This window comes from Glutamicibacter soli (assembly GCF_052322135.1).
Lineage (GTDB): Bacteria > Actinomycetota > Actinomycetes > Actinomycetales > Micrococcaceae > Glutamicibacter > Glutamicibacter soli.
Genome location: NZ_CM125969.1, coordinates 1,477,403 through 1,496,683 on the forward strand (window position 1 = coordinate 1,477,403; position 19,281 = coordinate 1,496,683).

At 68.2% G+C, this 19,281-nt stretch carries 21 protein-coding genes; all 21 read left to right on the plus strand.

The features are described from left to right. Positions 1 to 2 precede the first annotated feature (2 nt). The 21 genes from fliF to ACTX90_RS07145 all read left to right on the plus strand — a co-directional run bounded on the left by fliF (position 3) and on the right by ACTX90_RS07145 (position 19,272). Positions 3 to 1,595: a flagellar basal-body MS-ring/collar protein FliF gene (gene fliF / locus ACTX90_RS07045; RefSeq protein ID WP_443443996.1), complete on the plus strand. Its 1,593-nt coding sequence runs from the start codon at positions 3 to 5 to the stop codon at positions 1,593 to 1,595. After that, positions 1,592 to 2,614, plus strand: a complete 1,023-nt coding sequence (gene fliG, locus ACTX90_RS07050; RefSeq protein ID WP_113607855.1) for a flagellar motor switch protein FliG — start codon at positions 1,592 to 1,594, stop codon at positions 2,612 to 2,614. Before fliF ends, fliG begins: the two co-directional genes overlap by 4 nt. Then, positions 2,604 to 3,212, plus strand: coding sequence for a FliH/SctL family protein (locus ACTX90_RS07055; RefSeq protein WP_443443617.1), 609 nt, complete (start codon positions 2,604 to 2,606; stop codon positions 3,210 to 3,212). The genes fliG and ACTX90_RS07055 overlap by 11 nt, the downstream gene beginning before the upstream one ends. After that, a complete protein-coding gene (locus ACTX90_RS07060; protein WP_443443619.1) occupies positions 3,209 to 4,537 on the plus strand; it encodes a FliI/YscN family ATPase in 1,329 nt (442 codons plus the stop codon). The genes ACTX90_RS07055 and ACTX90_RS07060 overlap by 4 nt, the downstream gene beginning before the upstream one ends. Continuing rightward, entirely contained in the window at positions 4,537 to 4,959 is a 423-nt protein-coding gene (locus tag ACTX90_RS07065) for a flagellar FliJ family protein (protein WP_424572211.1), read from the plus strand. The genes ACTX90_RS07060 and ACTX90_RS07065 overlap by 1 nt, the downstream gene beginning before the upstream one ends. Further along, positions 4,956 to 5,777: a C40 family peptidase gene (locus tag ACTX90_RS07070; protein WP_443443621.1), complete on the plus strand. Its 822-nt coding sequence runs from the start codon at positions 4,956 to 4,958 to the stop codon at positions 5,775 to 5,777. The genes ACTX90_RS07065 and ACTX90_RS07070 overlap by 4 nt, the downstream gene beginning before the upstream one ends. A gap of 17 nt (positions 5,778 to 5,794) precedes the next feature. Continuing rightward, positions 5,795 to 7,237 carry a flagellar hook-length control protein FliK gene (locus ACTX90_RS07075; protein WP_443443623.1) on the plus strand — a complete coding sequence of 481 codons (1,443 nt, stop codon included), beginning with the start codon at positions 5,795 to 5,797 and terminating at the stop codon, positions 7,235 to 7,237. Positions 7,238 to 7,254: 17 nt separating this feature from the next. Next, positions 7,255 to 7,797: a flagellar hook assembly protein FlgD gene (locus tag ACTX90_RS07080; RefSeq protein WP_443443625.1), complete on the plus strand. Its 543-nt coding sequence runs from the start codon at positions 7,255 to 7,257 to the stop codon at positions 7,795 to 7,797. A 57-nt stretch (positions 7,798 to 7,854) separates the two neighbouring features. Further along, positions 7,855 to 9,033, plus strand: a complete 1,179-nt coding sequence (locus ACTX90_RS07085; RefSeq protein ID WP_047118830.1) for a flagellar hook protein FlgE — start codon at positions 7,855 to 7,857, stop codon at positions 9,031 to 9,033. Positions 9,034 to 9,100: 67 nt separating this feature from the next. Further along, positions 9,101 to 9,340, plus strand: a complete 240-nt coding sequence (locus ACTX90_RS07090) for a flagellar FlbD family protein (protein WP_047118831.1) — start codon at positions 9,101 to 9,103, stop codon at positions 9,338 to 9,340. Positions 9,341 to 9,355: 15 nt separating this feature from the next. Continuing rightward, complete coding sequence (locus ACTX90_RS07095) at positions 9,356 to 10,168, plus strand: motility protein A (RefSeq protein ID WP_113607847.1); 813 nt, start codon at positions 9,356 to 9,358, stop codon at positions 10,166 to 10,168. After that, positions 10,165 to 11,004: an OmpA/MotB family protein gene (locus ACTX90_RS07100; protein WP_443443627.1), complete on the plus strand. Its 840-nt coding sequence runs from the start codon at positions 10,165 to 10,167 to the stop codon at positions 11,002 to 11,004. The genes ACTX90_RS07095 and ACTX90_RS07100 overlap by 4 nt, the downstream gene beginning before the upstream one ends. Positions 11,005 to 11,101: 97 nt before the next feature. After that, positions 11,102 to 12,019: a flagellar motor switch protein FliM gene (locus tag ACTX90_RS07105; protein ID WP_231735967.1), complete on the plus strand. Its 918-nt coding sequence runs from the start codon at positions 11,102 to 11,104 to the stop codon at positions 12,017 to 12,019. 2 nt (positions 12,020 to 12,021) lie between these two features. Next, positions 12,022 to 12,768, plus strand: a complete 747-nt coding sequence (fliN, locus tag ACTX90_RS07110) for a flagellar motor switch protein FliN (protein WP_047118835.1) — start codon at positions 12,022 to 12,024, stop codon at positions 12,766 to 12,768. 2 nt (positions 12,769 to 12,770) lie between these two features. Beyond that, entirely contained in the window at positions 12,771 to 13,289 is a 519-nt protein-coding gene (locus tag ACTX90_RS07115; RefSeq protein WP_047118836.1) for a FliO/MopB family protein, read from the plus strand. Continuing rightward, positions 13,286 to 14,119, plus strand: coding sequence for a flagellar type III secretion system pore protein FliP (gene fliP, locus ACTX90_RS07120; RefSeq protein ID WP_047118837.1), 834 nt, complete (start codon positions 13,286 to 13,288; stop codon positions 14,117 to 14,119). Before ACTX90_RS07115 ends, fliP begins: the two co-directional genes overlap by 4 nt. A gap of 3 nt (positions 14,120 to 14,122) precedes the next feature. Beyond that, positions 14,123 to 14,398, plus strand: a complete 276-nt coding sequence (locus ACTX90_RS07125) for a flagellar biosynthetic protein FliQ (RefSeq protein ID WP_047118838.1) — start codon at positions 14,123 to 14,125, stop codon at positions 14,396 to 14,398. Continuing rightward, the gene (gene fliR, locus ACTX90_RS07130; RefSeq protein WP_053797854.1) at positions 14,398 to 15,162 is read left to right on the plus strand and encodes a flagellar biosynthetic protein FliR; all 765 of its coding nucleotides are present in this window, start codon (positions 14,398 to 14,400) and stop codon (positions 15,160 to 15,162) included. Before ACTX90_RS07125 ends, fliR begins: the two co-directional genes overlap by 1 nt. Continuing rightward, positions 15,159 to 16,250, plus strand: coding sequence for an EscU/YscU/HrcU family type III secretion system export apparatus switch protein (locus ACTX90_RS07135; RefSeq protein ID WP_443443629.1), 1,092 nt, complete (start codon positions 15,159 to 15,161; stop codon positions 16,248 to 16,250). Before fliR ends, ACTX90_RS07135 begins: the two co-directional genes overlap by 4 nt. 15 nt (positions 16,251 to 16,265) lie before the next feature. Then, complete coding sequence (locus tag ACTX90_RS07140; RefSeq protein ID WP_443443630.1) at positions 16,266 to 18,317, plus strand: flagellar biosynthesis protein FlhA; 2,052 nt, start codon at positions 16,266 to 16,268, stop codon at positions 18,315 to 18,317. Beyond that, on the plus strand, positions 18,301 to 19,272 hold the full coding sequence (locus ACTX90_RS07145) for a hypothetical protein (protein ID WP_443443632.1): 972 nt from the start codon (positions 18,301 to 18,303) through the stop codon (positions 19,270 to 19,272). The genes ACTX90_RS07140 and ACTX90_RS07145 overlap by 17 nt, the downstream gene beginning before the upstream one ends. Positions 19,273 to 19,281: the final 9 nt, after the last annotated feature.

Below are 19,281 nucleotides of genomic sequence, written 5' to 3' on the forward strand. Positions count from 1 at the left end.
CCATGCCCAAAGCCCTGGTGAAGCTCGGAGAAAGCATCCGCGGTTTCACCCTTGCCCAGCGCACCATCGCCGTCATCGGCCTGGCCATCGTGGTGCTGGGAACCGTCGCGCTGGTGAGTTTCGCCAGCCAGCCGAAGATGACGCCGCTGTTCACCGGGCTCTCCGCCGAGGACGCGTCGGGCATCGTCGAGCAGCTGCAGGCCGACGCGGTACCCTATGAAATCACCGGCGCTGGCGGAACCATCCTGGTCCCGCAGGAGAACGTGTACGAAGCGCGGCTGAAGGCCGCCACCGCCGGCCTGCCCACCGCGGGCGCCGGCGGCTATTCGCTGCTCGACCAGATGGGTGTCACGGCCTCCGAGTTCCAGCAGGACGTGACCTACAAGCGGGCGCTGGAGGGCGAACTGGCCTCCACCATCATGGCCCTGGACTCGGTCAGCATGGCGTCGGTCAAGCTCGCCATCCCGGAGCAGACGGTGTTCGTGGACTCCGCGACCACCCCGACCGCGTCGATCTTCGTCCAGCCCAAGCCGAACACCACGCTCACCGCCGACCAGGTGCAGGCCATCGTGCACCTCACCTCCGCCGCGGTGGACGGATTGAAGCCTGCCGACATCTCCGTCGTCGACTCGAACGGCACCCTGCTCTCGGCCGCCGGCGTTGGCGTGGAGGGATCTGCCGGCAAGCAGGCCTCGGAGTACGAGCAGCGTGTGGGCTCCATGATCCAGACGATGCTCGACCGCGTGGTCGGCCCCGGCAACGCGACCGTGGCGGTGGCCGCCGATGTGTCGCTGGAATCCGCGGAGCGGACCGAGGAAAGCTTCAGCGCACCCAAGGACAACCCGGTATTGGCTGAAAAAAGCAAGAAGGAAGACTACCAGGGCAGCGGCAACGGCAGCGGCGAAGCGGGTGTCCTGGGTCCGGACAACATCGCGGTGCCCAGTGATGAGGCCAAGGACGGGACGTTCACCTCCTCCGAAACCGACCGGACCAACGCGGTCAACAAGGTCACCGAGAACCGGCTGGTGCCTTCCGGGAACCTGAACCGGCAGAGCGTTTCGGTTGCGCTGGACGCGCAGGCCGCCTCCGGCCTGGACGTGCAGGAGCTGACCGCCATGATCAGCGCCGCCGCCGGAATCGACACCGGGCGCAAGGACACCATCAACGTCTCGGTGCTGCCGTTCAGCACCGAATCGGCGACCGCGGCGCAAAACGCGCTGACCGAGGCCTCCGACGCCGCGAAAGCCGCACGGGACGCGGAGCTGCTGCGCACCCTGGTCATCGCCGGATCGATCGTGCTGGTGCTGGTCCTGCTGGCCGTCTACCTGCTGCTGCGCCGCCGCAACCGGCACAGCAGCGAGCTGGTGGATTTGGGCGAGCTGCGCAGCCTGCGCGAGCCCAGCGCGGCGGTGTCCGTCGTGGCCGACACCCCGACCACCACCATCAGCCAGATCCCCGCCACCGTCAGCACGCCGCACGTTCAGCAGCTGGACGCCCAGACCAAACGCGAAGAACTGAGCGCGCTGGCCGCGCAGAACCCCGCCAAGATGGCCCAGCACCTGCGCAGCCTGATGGATTCAAAGGGTGATGCATGAGCCAGGAAACAGATAGCACGCCCCGTGAACTGAGCGGAATCCAGAAGGTCGCAGTGGTGCTGATGCAGCTGGACCAGGATCAGGCCGCCGAGGTGATGCGCCAGTTCAACGAATTCGAATCCGAGGAGATCGCCGCCGAGCTGCTGCGCCTGCGGCGGGTGGACGACGAGGTCATCCAGCGCACCTTGGGGGAAGTCCACGAGCTGGCCACCGCGAGCCTGGTCGGCGGCCGTGACGCGGCCTCCGGCCTGCTGGAAGCGTCGTTCGGCAACGAGAAGGCGACCATCGTCATGAACCGGCTGTCCTCCTCGACCGCCGGCAGCAGCTTCGAGTTTCTCGAAGGAACCGATGCGGCCCACCTGATCTCGCTGCTGGACGGCGAGCTGCCGCAGACCGCGGCCCTGGTGCTGGGCTACCTTCGCCCCGAGGTCGCCTCGCAGGTGCTCGCCGGGCTGCCCTCGCAATTGCGCACGCAGATCGCCGCGGCGCTGGCGACCATGGGTACCGCGGTTCCCGAAGCTGTCCGGGTGGTCTCCGAGGAGCTCAAGCGGCGCACCGGCAGCCTGGTCGCCCGCCACGAACCGGTGGAACAGGTGGGAGGCATCCAGCCGCTCGTGGACATCATCAACCGTTCGGATATCGCCGTGGAAAAGGAGATCCTCGCCTCGCTGGGCCAATTCGACGCCGCGCTGGCCGAGGAGGTCACTTCGCGGCTGCTTTCCTTCGCCGACCTGCTGCGTTTCGAGCGCCGCGACATCCAAAGGGTGCTGCGCGGAGTCAACGCCACGACGCTGGCGTTCGCACTCAAGGGCGCGGCCGACGAGCTGGAGGCGGTCATCCGCGAGAACATCTCCGAACGCACCGCCGAGCTGTTGGACTCGGAAATCGCGGTCATGGACCGGGTGCGGGTCTCCGAAGTCGAGGCGGCCCGTGCCGATATTGTGCAGCAGATCCGCGCGCTGGAAGCCAGCGGCGAAATCACCGTCCGACGCGGCGACGGAGACGACTTTGTCTCCTGAACAGAATTTCCGTCCCGTGGCCTTCCGCTCCCTGGACTCCGCGCCGCAGGAACAGGTCCTGGCGCACGCGCGTTCCACCGGCTACGCCGAGGGCTACGCGACGGGGATCCGGGCCGCGGAACAGGCGGCCCGGGCCCAGCGCGAAGCCGTTGAGCTGCAGGCAGCCCAGGCCCAGGCCCGGCAGGCCGAGGAACAGGCCCAGGCCTTGGCCGCCCTGCGCGCCGCCGGCCGGGCCGTCGCCGCGCTGGCAGTTCCGCCGGTGCAGGAATCCGCCGCTGCGCTGACCGCGGCGGCCGTGGAACTGGCCGAAGCGATCATCGGGCAGGTGCTGTGCGATGAGCAGTTCGCCGCCCGCGCGGCGATGGAACGCGCAGCGAAGCTGTCAGGCACCGAGCCGGTGTGCGCGGTGCGGCTGAACCCGCAGGACCTGCAGCTGCTGGGACGGAAGACACTTCCCGGCACCGGGATCGAGCTGCGCGCGGATGCGGCGCTGTCCGCCGGGGACGCCGTGGCGGAGCTGGAGCACGGATTCCTGGACGCGAGGATTTCCACCGCGCTGCGCCGGGCCAAGGACGCGCTGTGCGGCGGTGCGCCATGAGCGCGCCGGCGCACCACAACCTGCTGCAGCCGCACTGGGCGCAGGCGCTGTCCGCCGCGGCACCCGAACGCGTTGGGGTGGTGAGCGAACTGATCGGGCTGGGCCTGGGCGTGCAGGGACTGGACGCCCCGGTCGGGTCGGTGCTCAGCGTCGGCACGGAGGAAGTTGCGGTCGACGTTGTTGCGGCCACCGGCCGCGGGCTGCACTGCATGCCGCTGGCCTCGCTGCAGCGGATCCGGCTGGGGGACCCGGTGCGCCGCGGACGCCACGGGCACTTGGTGCCCGCCGGGCCGGGGCTGCTGGGCCGCGTGCTCAACGGCCTGGGCCAGCCGATCGACGGACTTGGCGCACTGGGCGAGCACGAGCTGGTCCCGATCGAGAATAACAGCCCGCCGGCCATGGAACGCCACCGCATCACCCGGCCCCTGCCGCTGGGGGTCAGGGTGCTGGACACCCTGTGCACGGTGGGCGCCGGGCAGCGCCTTGGGCTTTTCGCCGGATCCGGCGTCGGCAAGTCCTCGTTGCTGTCCATGATCGCCCGGGGGACTACGGCGCAGCTGAACGTCATCGCGCTGATCGGTGAACGCGGACGCGAAGTGCGCGAATTCCTCGAAGACGACCTGGGCCCCGAAGGCCTGGCCCGGTCGGTGGTGGTGGTCTCCACCGCGGACGAACCCGCCCAGATGCGGCTGCGCGCGGCGCTGGCCGCAACACGCATCGCCGAGCATTTCCGCGCCTGCGGCATGCAGGTGCTGCTCATGATGGACTCGCTGACCCGCGTGGCCATGGCGCAGCGCGAGATCGGGCTGTCGGCCGGCGAGCCCCCGGCGACCCGCGGCTACCCGCCCTCGACCTTCTCGCTGCTCGCCCGGCTGCTTGAACGGGCGGGCACCGCGCAGCAGGGAGCGATCACCGGAATCTATACGGTCCTGGTGGACGGCGACGACCACAACGAACCGGTGGCCGACGCGGCGCGCTCGCTGCTGGACGGGCATGTGGTGCTGGACCGCGCCTTGGCGGTGCAGGGGCATTTCCCGTCCATCGACGCGCTGGCCTCGGTCTCCCGGCTGGCCTCGAAAATCAACGATCCCTCCCGCAAGGCCGCCTCGGGGCGGCTGCGCCAGGTGATGGCGGCCGGGCGCAGCGTACAGGACCTGATCGACGTGGGGGCGTACCAGAGCGGCTCGAACCCGCTGGCCGATGCCGCGGTGGAGCATCGGCTGGCCATCGACGCCTTCCTGCAGCAGCCGCTGGATGAAGGCTGCCCGGTCGACGAATCATGGGCGCAGCTGACAGCGCTGCTTGCCCGGTTGGGAGTTGAATGATGAGCCGGAAATTCTCGTTGGCATCCCTGCTGCGGTTGCGGCAGATCGGCGAACGCCAGGCGGCGCGCGCCCTGGCCGAGGCCAACCAGGCGGTGCGCGCCCACACGCTGCAGCGCGAGCAGACCCTGCAGGAACTGCACGGCAGCGCCAACGATCCGGTGGACAGCGCATCGCTGCTGGCCATTGCCGCCGCCCGGTCTGCCGGGCGATCGGCGCTGGCGGACCTCCAGGCGCTGGAAGCCCAGCTGGACGAGGACCGCGAGTTGGCGGCCGAGGCCTACCGCGCACAGCGCCGCGGGGTGAAAGCGCTGGAAAAACTCGAAGCCCGCCATCACCAGGCGGTGCAGCACGCAGATCTTGCCCGGGAGCAGCACCTCCTTGACGATCTGGCAGGAACCGCTCGGGAAAGGACTCGACAGTGAGCTACGCTGACGTCGCCGCGCGTATCGGGGCCATCGAATCCAACTTGGCCCGGGTGACCGGCTTTCCGACGCCCGCCGCGCCTGAAACCAGGTCTGCCGCCACCGCGGGCAACGTTCTGGGCGGATCCCTGCAGGGGACGGCGAATGCCGCGGCGAACAGCACCAATGCGGGCGTCACGTTCGATTCCCCCGCCGGAACTGAGTTCCAGCAGGTGCTCCAGAATGCCCTGGATGCCTCGGCGAACGGCGCCGCGCCCGCAGCTGCCGGCGCCGGACCTGCCAGGGAAGCGGAGCGGGGACAGCGCGAGGCAGTTGGCAAGACTGCAGCTACCACGCGTGCGCAGGGCGCCTCCGAACCTGCGGCCGCAGGGGGCATCGACGGCGCCAGGGTGGTCGCCGCGTCGAAAAAGTACTTGGGAGTGCCCTATGTCTGGGGAGGCAACAACCCGAAGGTGGGCCTTGACTGCTCCTCCTTTGTCCAGCACACCTTCCGCGATCTGGGGATTCAGCTCCCGCGCGTCGCCAGGCAGCAAGCCAAGGAAGGCACCGAGGTGCCGTCGTTGGCCCAGGCCAGGCCCGGCGACCTGATTGTCACCCGCGGTGGCGGGCATATCGGCATCTACCTGGGTGGGAACAAGATGATCCATGCCCCGCGGCCGGGCGAGAGCGTGAGCATCCGCGAACTGTTCGAAACCGACAAGGACATCATGACCATCCGCCGCATCGTGCCATCGGAGGCAGCCGCGAACTCCGGTCCAGCTGACGCGCGGGCCGCGCAGCGGGCACTGTTCGACAGCGCGCGGGCGGTTTCACGATGACCAGGATCCCCTCCACCTTGCCGCTCCAATTGGCGGACTCTCCGGCACCTGTCGCGCAGATGCCGCCGGGCCAGGCTTCGGGAGCGCAGCGTTTCGCCGGGCTGCTGGCCCGGGCCGGGGATGAGCCGGCGGCCGCACTGGATCCTCGGACCCTGCCCGTGCCGGAGCCGGATCATCGCGCACTACCTGCAGAAGCCGCAGTCCCGCCCGCCGCGCCGGAATCATCAATGCCGCCGGTTCTCGCGCAGAACCTGTTGCTGACCATCGAGCTGCCTCCCGAAACCAGCGGGGGAGCCGGGCCTGGGTCCTTGCCGGTGCTCGACCGCGCGTCCGGAGGGACCGAATCCTCCGGGGCAGCCGAGCAGCAGGGCAAGGTCCCTGTCTGGATCCAGCCGATGGACGGCCCCGCCGCAGGCTTTACGCTGCCGGTGGAGCCTTCGGCTGTTCCTGCTTCCACGGGGCGCATCGCCCGGACCGAGATGCCGCCCGGCGCGGCAATACCGAGCGCCGTCCCGGGGTCCGCCGTGCCTGCAGTGACCGCCCCCGCCGGCGCGCAAGCGGCAGGGCGGATGCCTGCCGGCACCCTGATTCCGGGTGCTGTCGGGACGATTCCTGTGCAGAACCCCGCGACCGCGACCGCAACCGCGCTGCCGCAGAACGCTGTTGGCGGCGGGAGAGAAGCAGATGCCGCCCCGCTCGAGGTTTCCGAGGGCCAAGTTCCCCGCGCGCTCCCGCACCAGCATGCACCCCAACTGCCCGAGGTTGCCGTGGCCGGTGAGCCGAAACCAACAGGTGCGGTCGCCGCAGGAGCAGGGGAGCGGCTTGCGCAGGCCCCGCCCGAATCGCCGCTTCCCGCGGTGGCGCTGGCGAGCGCTGGCAACCTGCAGGGAACCGCTCCGCCGCAGCGGGCTGACGGCCTGCCACCGCTGGAAGAGGTCCCGACCGCACGCCCGGCATCCGTGCACCCGCCCTTGCTGAAGCAGCTCACCGCGCCGCTCGTGACCGTCCTCAGTGCCGTCCCTGGCCAGCGAACCATGAATATCCATGTGGCACCGGAAACGTTGGGACCGATCACCGTCAGCGCTCAGCTGGGTCCCTCCGGACTTCGGGTCGACTTGTCGGCACCGACCGATGCGGGAACCCACGCCTTGCGTGCCTTGCTGCCGGAACTGCGCCGTGAGATGGCAGCGCTCGGGCAGGGCAGCGTGCAGGTGCTCTCGCCAGAGAATGCCGCGTCCACGGGGAACACCGGTTCCGGTGCGGGCCAGGGATTCGCCGGCTCCGGCCAGGGGCACTTCCAGCAGCGTCACCCCGACAACGCTCCCGCCCGGCAGCATCCGAGCCCTGGAATCCCACTGGCCGAGGGCGCGGATACCGCCCCTGCAACGGAGAATCCAGCCCTGCCTGGCACACCCGCTCCACCCGCTCGCCCCGTCGCCAGGCTCGACCTGCTGGCCTAACCGAAAGACCTCCGACGATGACTATCAGCCCCCTCGACGCATCAGGCGGCACGGCAGCCGCCGCCGCCAGGCAGCGTGTTCCCAAACAGACCATGGACTCGGAAGTGTTCCTGCACCTGCTGGTCACCCAGTTGGCGAACCAGGATCCCAGTGCGCCCATGGACACCAATCAAATGATTTCCCAGACCGTGCAGCTGGCGTCCATGGAACGGCTCAACACGCTGACTGCCGCGCAGCAGACCTCGCTGGAAGTCCAGCAGCGCACCGCGGCCTCGTCCTTCATGGGACAGCACGTGACCTCGGCTGACCAGCCGCCGGTGGAAGGAATCGTCACCGCGGTCACCTTCACTGCCAACGGACCGGTGCTCAGCGTGGGGGAGAAGCAGATTGCGTTGACCACCGTGATTGCGGTCCGGGACCCGCAGAAGACCGAAGCCCCCGCTGCGGCGCCGGACAACGATCTTCCCGAAAACACCAGGTCTCCTGAGGAAGCTGCCCCCGCGAACCCCAACGCGGCGGCCTCCTTGCCAAACTCGTTGCCCAACGTATTGCCCAGCTAGGCCGCCGCCGAGCTGCCCCATTAAACAATTAAATTCCACTCACAGAAAGCCCCCCTCATGCTGCGTTCACTTTATTCGGGAATCTCCGGCCTTCGCGCCCACCAGACCATGCTGGATGCCACCGGCAACAACATCTCGAACGTCAACACCACCGGGTTCAAGTCGTCCTCGGTGCAATTCCAGGACACCCTCTCGCAGCTCACCCAGGGCGCCACGGGCCCGGCCGCCAACCAGGGCGGATCCAACCCGGCCCAAGTGGGTCTGGGCGTGCAGGTCGCCGGCATCTCCACCAATTTCGCCCAGGGGTCCAGCCAGAACACCGGCCGATCCACGGACATGATGATCTCCGGCGACGGATTCTTCATTACGCGCTCGGGCGGCACGACCTCGCTGACCCGCGCCGGCGCCTTCGACTTCGACGCCAACGGGCGGCTGGTCAGCCCGGACGGCGGACTGGTCCAAGGCTGGATGGCCGGGGCCAACGGGCAGCTGGCGACCGGTGGGGAACTGAGCGACATCACCCTGCCGAACAACCTCATCGCTCCGGGCACCGCGACCGGCAAGGCCAGCGTCGGCGGCAACCTGCCCAAGGACACCGCAGTGGGCGAAAGCCTGGTCCGCGATGCCCAGATCTTCGCCGCCGACGGATCCGAGCACACCCTGACCCTCACCTTCACGCGGACCGCCACCGGCTGGAGCGTGGCAGGCAAAAACGGCGCCAGTGGAGCGACCGCCACCCAGAACCTGACCGAAGACGCCTCCGGGAACCTGTCCGACGCTGTGCTCAGGGTGGGCGCGGTGGCCGTGGACCTGGGCAGCCTGACCAGCTTCGCGGAACTGAACACCGCGAGCATCTCAGGGGTCGACGGCAACAAGGCCGGCACCCTGGAAGGATTCACCCTGGGGGCAGACGGCACCCTCACCGGCAGCTTCTCCAACGGCGCGCAGCAGGTGGTTGCGCAGATCGCCATCGGCAACGTCACCAATCCTGCCGGGCTGGAAAAGGCCGGCGGGTCCTCCTACACACTGACGGGCAACTCCGGCACCCTGCAGTTGGGAACCGCCGGCAGCCCGGGTTTCGGAAAGTTGGCCGGCGGCATGCTGGAGATGTCGAACGTGGATCTGTCCCAGGAATTCACGAACCTGATTGTCGCCCAGCGCGGGTTCCAGGCCAACGCCCGGATCATCACGACCAGCGACGAGCTGCTGCAGGAGCTGTCGAACCTCAAGCGCTAAGCGCTCCGGCTAACGTCCGGCGCCCGGGCGCCGACAGTTGACAGTGGACTAATGAGGTGAGGGCACCATGATCGTGTTAACCAGGTTGAACTCCACCCGGCTGGCCGTGAACGCGGACCTGATCGAACGGATCGCGCAGTCGCCGGACACCGTGGTGGTGATGGCCAACGGCGCCCAGTACGTGGTGCGCGAAACCCTGGACGAGATCATTGCCCTGACCGTCGACTACCGGGCCCGGGTGCTCACCGCGGCCCGCACCGCAGCCGCTCAGGCTGCCGGTGCGGCGCCGGCTCCCGGAGCGCCTTAATAAGGGGAGATATCCATGGATCCGGCAACAATTATCGGCTTGCTGCTCGCCTTTGGCGCGATGTTCACCATGCTGTTCATGGAGGGCGCCAGCCTGTCCTCCATCCTGTTGCCCGCACCGATGATCATCGTGTTCTTCGGGACGATCGCGGTGGGCATCGCCAGCGGTACCATCAAGGACATGCTCGCGGCGTTCAAGGCGCTGCCGCAGGCGTTCCGAGGCAAAATCGGCAACCCCCGGGATCTGGTCGAGCAGCTGGTCCACTTCGCCGAGGTGGCGCGGCGCGACGGGCTGCTGGCCCTGGAAGCCGAGGTGGCCAAGGCCAAGGACCCGCTGGTGGCCCGCGCCCTGCAGGCGATGGCCGACGGGGTCGACGCCGACGACCTGCGCGACATGCTCGAAGACGACATCGACACTCAGGAGCGCGAGAAATCCGTGGCCAGCAAGTGGTTCGCCACTCTGGGCGGGTACGCGCCCACGGTGGGGATCATCGGCACCGTGGTGTCCCTGACCCACGTGCTGGAAAATCTGTCCAAACCCGACGAGCTGGGGCACATGATCGCCGCCGCTTTCGTTGCGACCCTCTGGGGACTGGTCTCGGCGAACTTCATCTGGCTTCCCATCGGGGCGAGGCTGGGACGGCTGGCCGAACTTGAATCCGAGCAGCTGAACCTCGCCGTCGAGGGGCTCATGGCCATCCAGTCCGGCACCCCGGCACTCGTGCTGCGTGAAAAACTCGAAGGCATGCTCCCGGCCGACTCGGCCAAGGCTTCGGGATCCAAGGACTCCATCAGGTTGGCTGAGCAGGACTTCGAGGAAGCCGCATGAGCCGTCCCGGATCATCCCGTGCCGCGGGGCGTTCGCGCCGCCGCAGGCGATCGGCGCAGCAGGGCCATTCCGAGAACTCCGAGCGCTGGATGGCCTCCTACATGGACATGGTGACCGTGCTGATGTGCCTTTTCATCGTGCTGTATGCGATGTCCACGGTGGACCAGGACAAATTCGCGGCCTTACGCAATTCGCTGGCCACCGGCTTCGGCGTCCAGGAAACCCAGTTCGCCGATACCGCCGAAGGCATCGTGGTCCCGGCCGATATGGCCGGCGCCCAGGGGCTGCTCAGCACCGGCACCGGTGAGGAACTGACCAGCGAGCAGCTGGAAGCCATGGCCAGCGCGGAAACCCGGAAGCTGCTCAAGCTCAAGGAGCAGATCCAGGACGCCCTGGTCGAGCAGGGCTACCCCGATGCCGCGGTCTACCGCATCGACCAGCGCGGCTTGACGGTGCGGCTGGTCAGCGCCGAAACCTTTTTCGTCCCCAACAGCGCCGAGCTGACTCGCCATGCGGGCCGGATCATCGACGCCATCGGACCGGTGCTGAAGCAGGCGAACCTGAACATCGCCGTGGAGGGCTTCGCTGACGTGCGCCAGCCGGTCCATCCGTATCCGACCAATTGGGAGCTTTCGGCGAGCCGGGCCACCGGCGTCCTGCGGGTCCTGGTGGAGGACGGCGGCATCAAGCCGGGCAGGATCTCCTCGGTGGGCTACGGCGACGCTCGGCCGCTGAAGGACCGGGGGGACTTGTCGCTGAACCGCCGGGTGGACATCGTGGTGCTGTCCAACAAGAGCGAGGCGGTTCGCGAGAAACTCCCGGAACTCGATGGATAGCACCCCTGGGCGATGACAAAACTATGTCGGGGGCTGGCTGTCAATTGCCTGCCGAAACCGGCTAACGATCAGCGCCCGGCTGCCGAGAGTAGCCACCGTGACATCTTTGCCTTTGGGAGGCCCGGGCTACGGCGTGCCGCGGGATACCACGTCCGCGCATGCGCTGGCCGAAGTGTACGACTTCCGCCGCCCCACGACCCTTGCCCGTGAACACGCGCGTGTGCTCGAACTTGCCTTCGAGACCTTTGCGCGCCAGTGGGGTACCCAGCTGACCGCCAAGATCCGGGTGATGTCGCAGGTCAGTTTCGAATCGGTGCAGATGCAGACCTATGACGACTACGTCGCAGGATTGCCGCCACTGACCACCATGGTGCTCTGCGCCGCCGAAAGCACCGAGGCTCGCAGCGTGCTGCAGTTCCCCGCCAGCGAGGCGCTGAGCTGGGTCTGCCACATGCTCGGCAGCCATGCCCCCGGCGACCTGCCGGACCGGGCGTTCACCCGCATCGAAGCGACGCTGATCCGCTCGTTGATGGGCGAGGCGCTGGAGGACCTGCACTATTCGCTGGGAACGCTGCTCTCCGAACGGCTTGTCGTTGCCTCCATCGCCCACCAGTCGCAGTTCGCCCAAGCCGCCGCGAAGTCGCAGGTGATGATCGTCGCCCGGCTGGGGATCAGGGTGGGCGAGCGCAGCGCCGGCGCCTCGGTGGCGCTGCCGGCCGAGCTGCTGCTTGAACAGCTCGGCGAGGCCAACCCGCGGTCCGACGCGGAGAACTCCGAAGAGCTGCTGGCCCAGTCCCTGGGGACGGTCCCGCTGCAGGTGCAGCTGTCCACCGTCCCTAACCTGGTGAAGCCCCAAGCAATCCTGGAGCTTGCGGTGGGAGACGTGCTGCCCCTGGGCCACCGCGTGCACCAGCCCTTTGACTTGCTCGCCGGCGGGCACCGCGTCGGTACCGCCGCCGCGGGATCGCGCGACGGCCGCGCAGCCGCCGTCATCGTCACGAATCAGGAAAGTTAACCATGCCAGCCTTCAACGAGACCTCCGCGGTCCTCCACTCCACCGCGCTGTACACCTCCGCCGCCCAGGCGCTGGCCGCGATGCTGCCCACCGCCACCTCGCTGAGCGCGGTGCTGCACACCGGGCCGCGGCAGGACTGGGTCGCCTCGGCTGCCGGGGCTGTGCTCTGCGCGACCTTTGTCGGGGAGCAGTCAGCCGACGTGGTGCTGCACGTGGCCGAGCGCGAGCTTGGAGGCTCCTCCGAACGCCGCACCGCCCGCGTGGGCACCGAGGACCTGCTGCGCCCCGCGCTGGAAGCTGCAACCGGCGTGCTGGGCATCGGGGTGCTGAGCCTGGAATCCGGCGAGAACGCCCAGGGCACGCTCTCCGCGGCAGACACGGTGGGCTTCATGCTGCGCACCCAGTCCGGGGAGAACGCCGGTTTCTTCGCCCTGCGCCTTCGCGAAACCGCCCCGGTCTCCGGCCCGGCCCCCTCCGCCGAGGAGCCGGAGGACATGGCCAGCCGGCTGGGCCGCATCTCGAATGTGGAGATGGCGCTGACCGTCCAGATTGGACGCACCAGATTGTCGGTGCGCGATGTGCTGAACCTGGAACCGGGCGCCGTCATCGAGCTTGACCGTTCCGCCGGGGCCCCGGCGGACGTACTGCTCAATGGACGGCTGATCGCCCAGGGCGAGGTGGTAGTCATGGACCAGGACTACGGCGTACGCATTACCAAGATCCTTGACATGGATTCGGCGGGCGCCTGAGCGTGGACGGCATTCTCCTGTTCCTGAGGGTAGTGCTCTCGCTCGCCGCGGTCTTCGGCCTGCTGCTCTACCTGCGAAGGAAATTCTCCACCCGTCTCGGCACCCCGGGCAGCTCGCTGTTGTCAGTGGTGCAGCGGCAGCCGCTGGGCCCGAAATCCTCGGCGGTGCTGATCGACGTCGAGGGCCGGCGCTATCTGCTGGGCGTCAGCGAAGCCGCGGTCAACGTCATCGACAGTTATGACGCCCCCGCGGCAGCGCAGGTCGCCGAATCGGCCACGCAGCCCGGGCAGCCTGCCGCCGGCCCGGTGCTGGTTGACGATCTGCCGGACGGCGAACAGGACCGCGACACCCCGCCGGCGGCGCCCACCCGCAAGAGCCTGCGCGCAGTGAACGCGTTCGAAGCCGAGCTGCGCCGCAGTTCCCAGGCCTCCACGCGCCCGGGTATGCTCTCCGGCTCCATCCTGGACGTCCAGACCTGGCGCGACGCCCAGCATGCGCTGCGCCGAGGGCCGCGCCGGTGAGGCGCCCCCGGGCGAACCGGGGTGCTGCCGGGTCCGGGAACCAGCTGCGGCTGCTGGTTGCCGCCGTACTGGCCGCCGCCTACCTGGCCTGGTTGCTGCTGGCCGCCCCGGCGGCCTTGGCGACCCCCGCCACCCCGGAGCCTGCCGTGCCCGGCGGCGGCATCTCGGTGGACATCAACGGCCCGAACGGCACCCCGAATTCCGCGATCGTCACGCTGATCGCCATCACGCTGCTGTCGGTGGCCCCGGCGTTGCTGCTCATGATGAGTTCATTCACCAAGATTTTTGTGGTGCTGGCGCTGACCCGCAACGCGCTGTCGCTGCCGAGCATCCCGCCCAACCAGGTGCTGGCCGGGCTGTCCCTGTTCTTGTCGTTGTTCATCATGGGGCCGGTCCTCGGCCAGATGAACGAGCTGGGAGTGCAGCCGTACCTGTCCGGGGAGCTGGATCTGAATGGAGCGCTGGACATCGGCATGGAGCCGCTGCGCGACTTCATGCTGGCCCATACCCGGGAAGCGGACATCGCGCTGATGACGCGCGCCGCCCAGCTGCCCAACCCCGCAAGCCCCGCCGATGTTGACTTGACCACCCTGATCCCGGCGTTCATGATTTCCGAGCTGCGCGCAGCATTCATCATCGGCTTCGTGATTTTTGTGCCATTTTTGGTCATCGATCTGGTTGTCGCCTCCGCGCTGATGTCCATGGGCATGATGATGCTTCCTCCGGTGATGATCTCGCTGCCGTTCAAGATCCTGCTGTTTGTGCTGGTCGACGGGTGGTCGCTGATCATCACCGCTTTGGTCGGTTCCTACCAGATTGCAGGCGGGTGAGCCATGGATTCCAATGCAGTGCTGGACATCGGGCTCTCCGGGCTGATGCTGGCGGCCAAGCTGGCCGCCCCGGTGCTGATCACCTCGCTGGTGGTCGGCTTCGCCATCTCGCTGTTCCAGTCGATGACCCAGATCCAGGAAGTCACGTTGTCCTTCGTGCCCAAGGCGGTGGCAGTGGCGGTGGCGCTCGTGGTCTGCGGGCACTGGATGATCTCCGAGGCAGTGCTGTTCACCCACGAGCTGTTCGGCAAGCTGCCCCTGCTGCTGGATGGCAGCTGATGCATTTCACTCTGCAGCTGCACTTCCTTGAGGTGCTGATGCTCGCCGCCGTGCGCATCACCGCCTTCCTGATGCTCGCCCCGCCCTTTTCCCACAACTCGATCCCGCTGCGCATCAAGGGCATGCTCGGCGTGGCCCTGGCCCTGACGGTGACCCCGAAACTTGCCCCGGACTACGTGTCGCCGAACACCGCCGGGTACCTTGGCCTGCTGGTGCTGGAGCTGGCGGCCGGGGCCTGCATGGGATTCATGATCCTGCTGGTTTTCGCCGCGGTGCAGTCCGCGGGCAACCTGATCGACCTGTTCGGCGGCTTCTCCATGGCCCAGGGCTTCGACCCGCAGTCCATGGTCAACGGCGCCCAATTCGCCCGCTTTTTCCATTTCGCCGCGCTCGCGCTGCTGGTTGCCTCCGACGGCTACCAGTTGGTGTTGGCCGGGGTGTTCACCTCGTTCTCCGCGGTGCCGCTGGGCGCCGGGCTGGCCTTGTCCGGCGCAGCGCAGTCCCTGGCCGCCGCGGTGCCGCAGATGTTCGTGGCGGCCGTCCAGATCGCCGGTCCGCTGCTGGTGGTCCTAGTGCTCGCGGATTTCGGGCTGGGGCTGCTGACCCGCGCCGCACCGGCGCTTAACGCGTTCGCCATGGGCTTTCCGCTGAAGATCTTTATCACCCTGGCCCTGGCCGGAACGGTGTTCGTGGTGCTGCCCTCCATCGTCTCCGCGCTGGTGCGCGATGGGCTGGAACTGCTGCCGGCGATGGTGCCGCGATGACGCAGGACTCGGGGGAGCGCAGCGAAAAGGCGACCAGCCAGCGGATGAAGGAAGTCCACTCCAAGGGCAAGATGAGCCGCTCGCAGGACCTGGCCGCCTGGCTCGGACTGGGCGCCGCGGCCCTGATGGTGCCAGGAGTGCTTGGACGGGCCAGGGAAGCCGGGGCAGTCCACTTCGCCGCGCTGCGCCCGCTGGCCGCGCACCCGGACCCCGAGGCAGCGGTGGCGCTGCTTGCCCAGTCGCTGGGATCCATGGCTGCGACAGTGGGCCCGCTGTTCCTCGTGGGCCTGGTGGTTGTGATCGCGGTATCCGCGCTGCAGGGAGGCATTCGTTTCCGCCAGTTCCGGTTGGATCCGTCGAATCTCAATCCGGTTGCCGGGCTGTCCCGGGTGTTCGGCTTCGCGGCACTGTGGCAGGGGATCAAGGCGCTGCTGAAGGTCGCGGTGATCGGGCTGGTGCTGTGGCTGGTGGTGCAGTCCCTGATGCCGATGCTGCTGCAGTCCGGGGCGCTGCCGTTGTCCTCCCTGCTGAGCACCGGAGGACAGGGGGCCGGCTGGTTGATCCAGGCTTCGGTGGCCGCCGGGCTGGTGCTGGCCGCCGCGGACGTGCTGGTGGTCATGCGGCGCAACCGCAAGCACACGCGGATGACCCGCAAGGAACTGACCGACGAGCACAAGCGCAGCGAAGGGGACCCGCTGGTGAAGTCCCAGCGCCGGGCCCGGCAGCTGGCGCTCAGCCGCAATGCGATGATCGCCGCCGTGGCAGATGCCGACGTGGTGATCGTGAACCCGACCCACGTGGCGGTCGCCTTGCGTTATCAGCCAGGCATTTCGGCGCCCACCGTGGTGGCCAAGGGGGCAGGGGACATCGCCGCCCGACTGCGCGAAGTGGCCGCCGAGCACCGGGTTCCGATGATCCGGGACATTCCGCTGGCGCGCGGCCTGCACGCGCAGTGCGACGTCGGCGAGGAAATCCCCGCTGACAGCTACACCGACGTGGCCAGGGTGCTGGCATTCGTCATGAAACTCAAATCCCGCGGCGCCTCCTCCGGCATTCATACCGCACCCGCCGCCGGATCCGGCAGCTAGCACAGGAAGACCTCGATGAACTACTCGCAATTGTCCAAGATCGCCGTGCCGGTGGGCGTGGTGGGCATCGTGCTGCTGCTCGTGGTGCCCATCCCCGCGGCGCTGCTCGATATCCTCTTTGCCACCAGCATCCTGCTGTCCCTGGTAGTCCTGCTGCTGACCATGTTCGCCAAGCGCCCGCTGGACTTCTCGGTCTTCCCCTCGTTGCTGCTCGTGGCCACGCTGCTGCGCCTGGGGCTGAACGTGGCCTCCACCCGGCTGGTGCTCGGCCAGGGCTATGCCGGCGAGGTGATCGAGGCCTTCGGGCACATCACCATCGGCGGATCGCTGGTCATCGGGTTCGTCATCTTCCTGATTCTGGTGGTGATCCAGTTCGTGGTGGTCACCAAGGGCGCCGAACGCGTGGCCGAGGTGGGCGCGCGGTTCACGCTGGACGCCATGCCGGGCAAGCAGATGGCCATCGACGCGGACCTGAACGCCGGGCTGATCACCGACAGCCAAGCGCGGGAGCGCCGCGCGGAAGTCGCCGCGGAAGCCGACTTCTACGGGGCGATGGACGGCGCGAGCAAGTTCGTCAAGGGCGATGCGATCGCCGGCCTGGTGATCATTATCATCAACCTGCTTGGCGGCATCGGCATCGGCATGCTTTCGCGCGGCATGGAGATCGCCGACGCGTTGAACACCTATGCGCTGCTGACCATCGGCGACGGCCTGGCCACCCAGATTCCGGCCCTGCTCATGGCGGTCTCCACCGGTATGATCGTCACCCGCTCCAACTCGGCCGACGACATGGGTGCCACCGCGTCGGCGCAGCTGGGGCAGTCGCGGGCGGCGCTGCTCATTGCCGGGGGCTGCGCCGTGGCGCTGGCGCTGGTGCCGGGCATGCCCAAACTGCCTTTCGTATTCATCGGAGGGCTGCTGCTCTGGTTCGCCGGCAGGATCAAGGCCCGGGACGAGAAAGAGGCGCAGGCCGCCGCGCAGGCGGCGGCGGAACCGCAGGGCGCCGCCCCGGAGACCCCGGCCGAACTGCTTGAACGCATGAAGGTCCATGCCATCGAGGTGCAGCTGGCAGCAGACCTGGTGGACGTGGTCAACGGCGGCGGAGACGACCTGTTGGCCCGGGTGCGCGCCCTGCGCCGGCGCATCGCCATGGACCTGGGCATCGTGCTGCCCCCGGTGCGCACCCGCGACAACGTGGAGCTGCCCCCTGCCACCTACGCGATCCTGATTGCCGGGGTGGAAGCCGGGCGCGGCACCGCTCCGCGCGGCAAGGTGCTGGCCCTGGGCGACCAGCTGGATTCGCTGCCCGGACAGCTGGTCCACGAGCCGGTGTTCGGGCTGGCCGGCAAATGGGTGCCCGCCGAATTAAGGCATACCGCGGACATGGCCGGAGCTACGACGATCGACCGGATCTCCGTGATCATCACGCACCTGTCGTCCATCGTGCAGGAACAGGCCCCGCGCCTGCTCACCCGCGAGGACGTGCGTGTCATGACCGACGCGCTGCGCGAGCAAAGCCCTTCCGCAGTCGAAGAGCTGGTGCCCTCGTTGCTCTCTCTTGCTGAAGTGCAGCGCGTGCTGCAGGGGTTGCTGGGCGAAGCCGTGGCCATCAACGACTTGGCGCGCATCTTCGAAGCCCTGTCGCTGCAGGCGAAAACCGGCACCGCGCCGGAAAACCTGATCGAGGCTGCCCGCGAGGCGCTGGGTCCGGCGATCGCCGCGAAATACCTGCAGGGATCCACGCTGCGGGTCGTCATGATCGACCCGGTGGTGGAGCAGGGAATGCTGGAAGCCCTGCGCCCGGGGGACGCCGGAAGCCAGATCATGTTCGATGCGCGGAGGCTGGAAGCGGTGCTGGACTCGGTCAAGAAGATCGCAGCCGACCTGCAGAACCGCGGTGTGTCAGCCGTGCTGGTGTGCGCGCCGGCGCTGCGGCCCGCGGTGCGTCGGCTGATCGGCCCGGCCTCTGGGTTGGACGCGGTGCTCTCCTACCAGGAGGCCACCGCCGGCGGGGCCCAGATCGAGACGGTAGGGGTGGTGCGCGGTGCCGATGCAATATCTGCTTAAGGGCCGCAGCCTGCAGGAGCTCCAGGACAAGGCCATTGCGGACTTCGGTCCGCAGGCCTATCTGGTCTCGGCGGAAAAAATCACAACCCCGCGCGCAGGTGGCCTGCTGCGCGAATTCCACTACGAAGCGGTGATCCAGGTCCGTGAGGAACCAGTCCCGGCACCGGTGCGCCGCCATAGGCTGGTCCCGGTGCGCCGAGGTCCGTGGAAGCCCGCGGAGCCGGCTCCTGCCCGTCAGGCGCCGGCCGCTGCCCAGACCGTGGTGGGCCAGCTGCTTGAACGCGCCGAGGCTGCCGAATTGCAGCTTGCCGGTCAAGGATCCGAACCCGCAAAGGCCGTGGATTTCGACGCGGTGCTCGATGCCCAGAGTTTTTCCCTATACCCGGCGGCGGGCCGGCGGGCGGCGAACCCGGAACCTGCTGCACCTGCCCGGCAGCCGCAACGCAACGCTGCGACGACCACGACGAATCAGCAGGTCTTCCGGGGACAGCCGGGGGATCTGGTGCTGCTGATCGGCAAGGACGCCGACGCTCTCACCGCGTCCATGCTTCTGGACGACGGGAGCAACCTGATCGCCCAAACCGAGCCGATGGCTTCCGGCGGCCCTGCGGCGCCCGGAATCGGCCAGGGCCGTCAGGTGCGGATAGTTGCCGGCCGACGAGCGGCGCTGGAGGCCCGGGCCGCGGCGGTGGCCGAGGAAACGTGTGTGCTGCTTGCCATGCAGCTCGCGGCGGCAGGTAGCCAAGCCGAGCAGGAGAAGATTCGCAGTGTGGGCGCGGATCAACTGGTGCTGGTGGTCGATGCACGCCTTAAGGCCGAGGACACCGCCATCTGGGTGGGGCAGGTGGCCGAACATCACGCGGTAGCGTGCATTATCGCGTTGTATTCGGACCAAACTTCCACTCCTGAAACCGTCGAATCGCTGGGGTACCCGGTGCTCAGGCTGCCCGACTGAGGGCTTCGT

Excerpts from the sequence above, each read along its gene's own strand:
- fliF (WP_443443996.1), top strand. The coding sequence starts at position 3 with ATGCCCAAAGCCCTGGTGAAGCTCGGAGAAAGCATCCGCGGTTTCACC.
- fliG (WP_113607855.1), top strand. The coding sequence starts at position 1,592 with ATGAGCCAGGAAACAGATAGCACGCCCCGTGAACTGAGCGGAATCCAG.
- ACTX90_RS07060 (WP_443443619.1), top strand. The coding sequence starts at position 3,209 with ATGAGCGCGCCGGCGCACCACAACCTGCTGCAGCCGCACTGGGCGCAG.
- ACTX90_RS07065 (WP_424572211.1), top strand. The coding sequence starts at position 4,537 with ATGAGCCGGAAATTCTCGTTGGCATCCCTGCTGCGGTTGCGGCAGATC.
- ACTX90_RS07080 (WP_443443625.1), top strand. The coding sequence starts at position 7,255 with ATGACTATCAGCCCCCTCGACGCATCAGGCGGCACGGCAGCCGCCGCC.
- ACTX90_RS07085 (WP_047118830.1), top strand. The coding sequence starts at position 7,855 with ATGCTGCGTTCACTTTATTCGGGAATCTCCGGCCTTCGCGCCCACCAG.
- ACTX90_RS07090 (WP_047118831.1), top strand. The coding sequence starts at position 9,101 with ATGATCGTGTTAACCAGGTTGAACTCCACCCGGCTGGCCGTGAACGCG.
- ACTX90_RS07095 (WP_113607847.1), top strand. The coding sequence starts at position 9,356 with ATGGATCCGGCAACAATTATCGGCTTGCTGCTCGCCTTTGGCGCGATG.
- ACTX90_RS07100 (WP_443443627.1), top strand. The coding sequence starts at position 10,165 with ATGAGCCGTCCCGGATCATCCCGTGCCGCGGGGCGTTCGCGCCGCCGC.
- fliN (WP_047118835.1), top strand. The coding sequence starts at position 12,022 with ATGCCAGCCTTCAACGAGACCTCCGCGGTCCTCCACTCCACCGCGCTG.
- ACTX90_RS07125 (WP_047118838.1), top strand. The coding sequence starts at position 14,123 with ATGGATTCCAATGCAGTGCTGGACATCGGGCTCTCCGGGCTGATGCTG.
- fliR (WP_053797854.1), top strand. The coding sequence starts at position 14,398 with ATGCATTTCACTCTGCAGCTGCACTTCCTTGAGGTGCTGATGCTCGCC.
- ACTX90_RS07135 (WP_443443629.1), top strand. The coding sequence starts at position 15,159 with ATGACGCAGGACTCGGGGGAGCGCAGCGAAAAGGCGACCAGCCAGCGG.
- ACTX90_RS07140 (WP_443443630.1), top strand. The coding sequence starts at position 16,266 with ATGAACTACTCGCAATTGTCCAAGATCGCCGTGCCGGTGGGCGTGGTG.
- ACTX90_RS07145 (WP_443443632.1), top strand. The coding sequence starts at position 18,301 with ATGCAATATCTGCTTAAGGGCCGCAGCCTGCAGGAGCTCCAGGACAAG.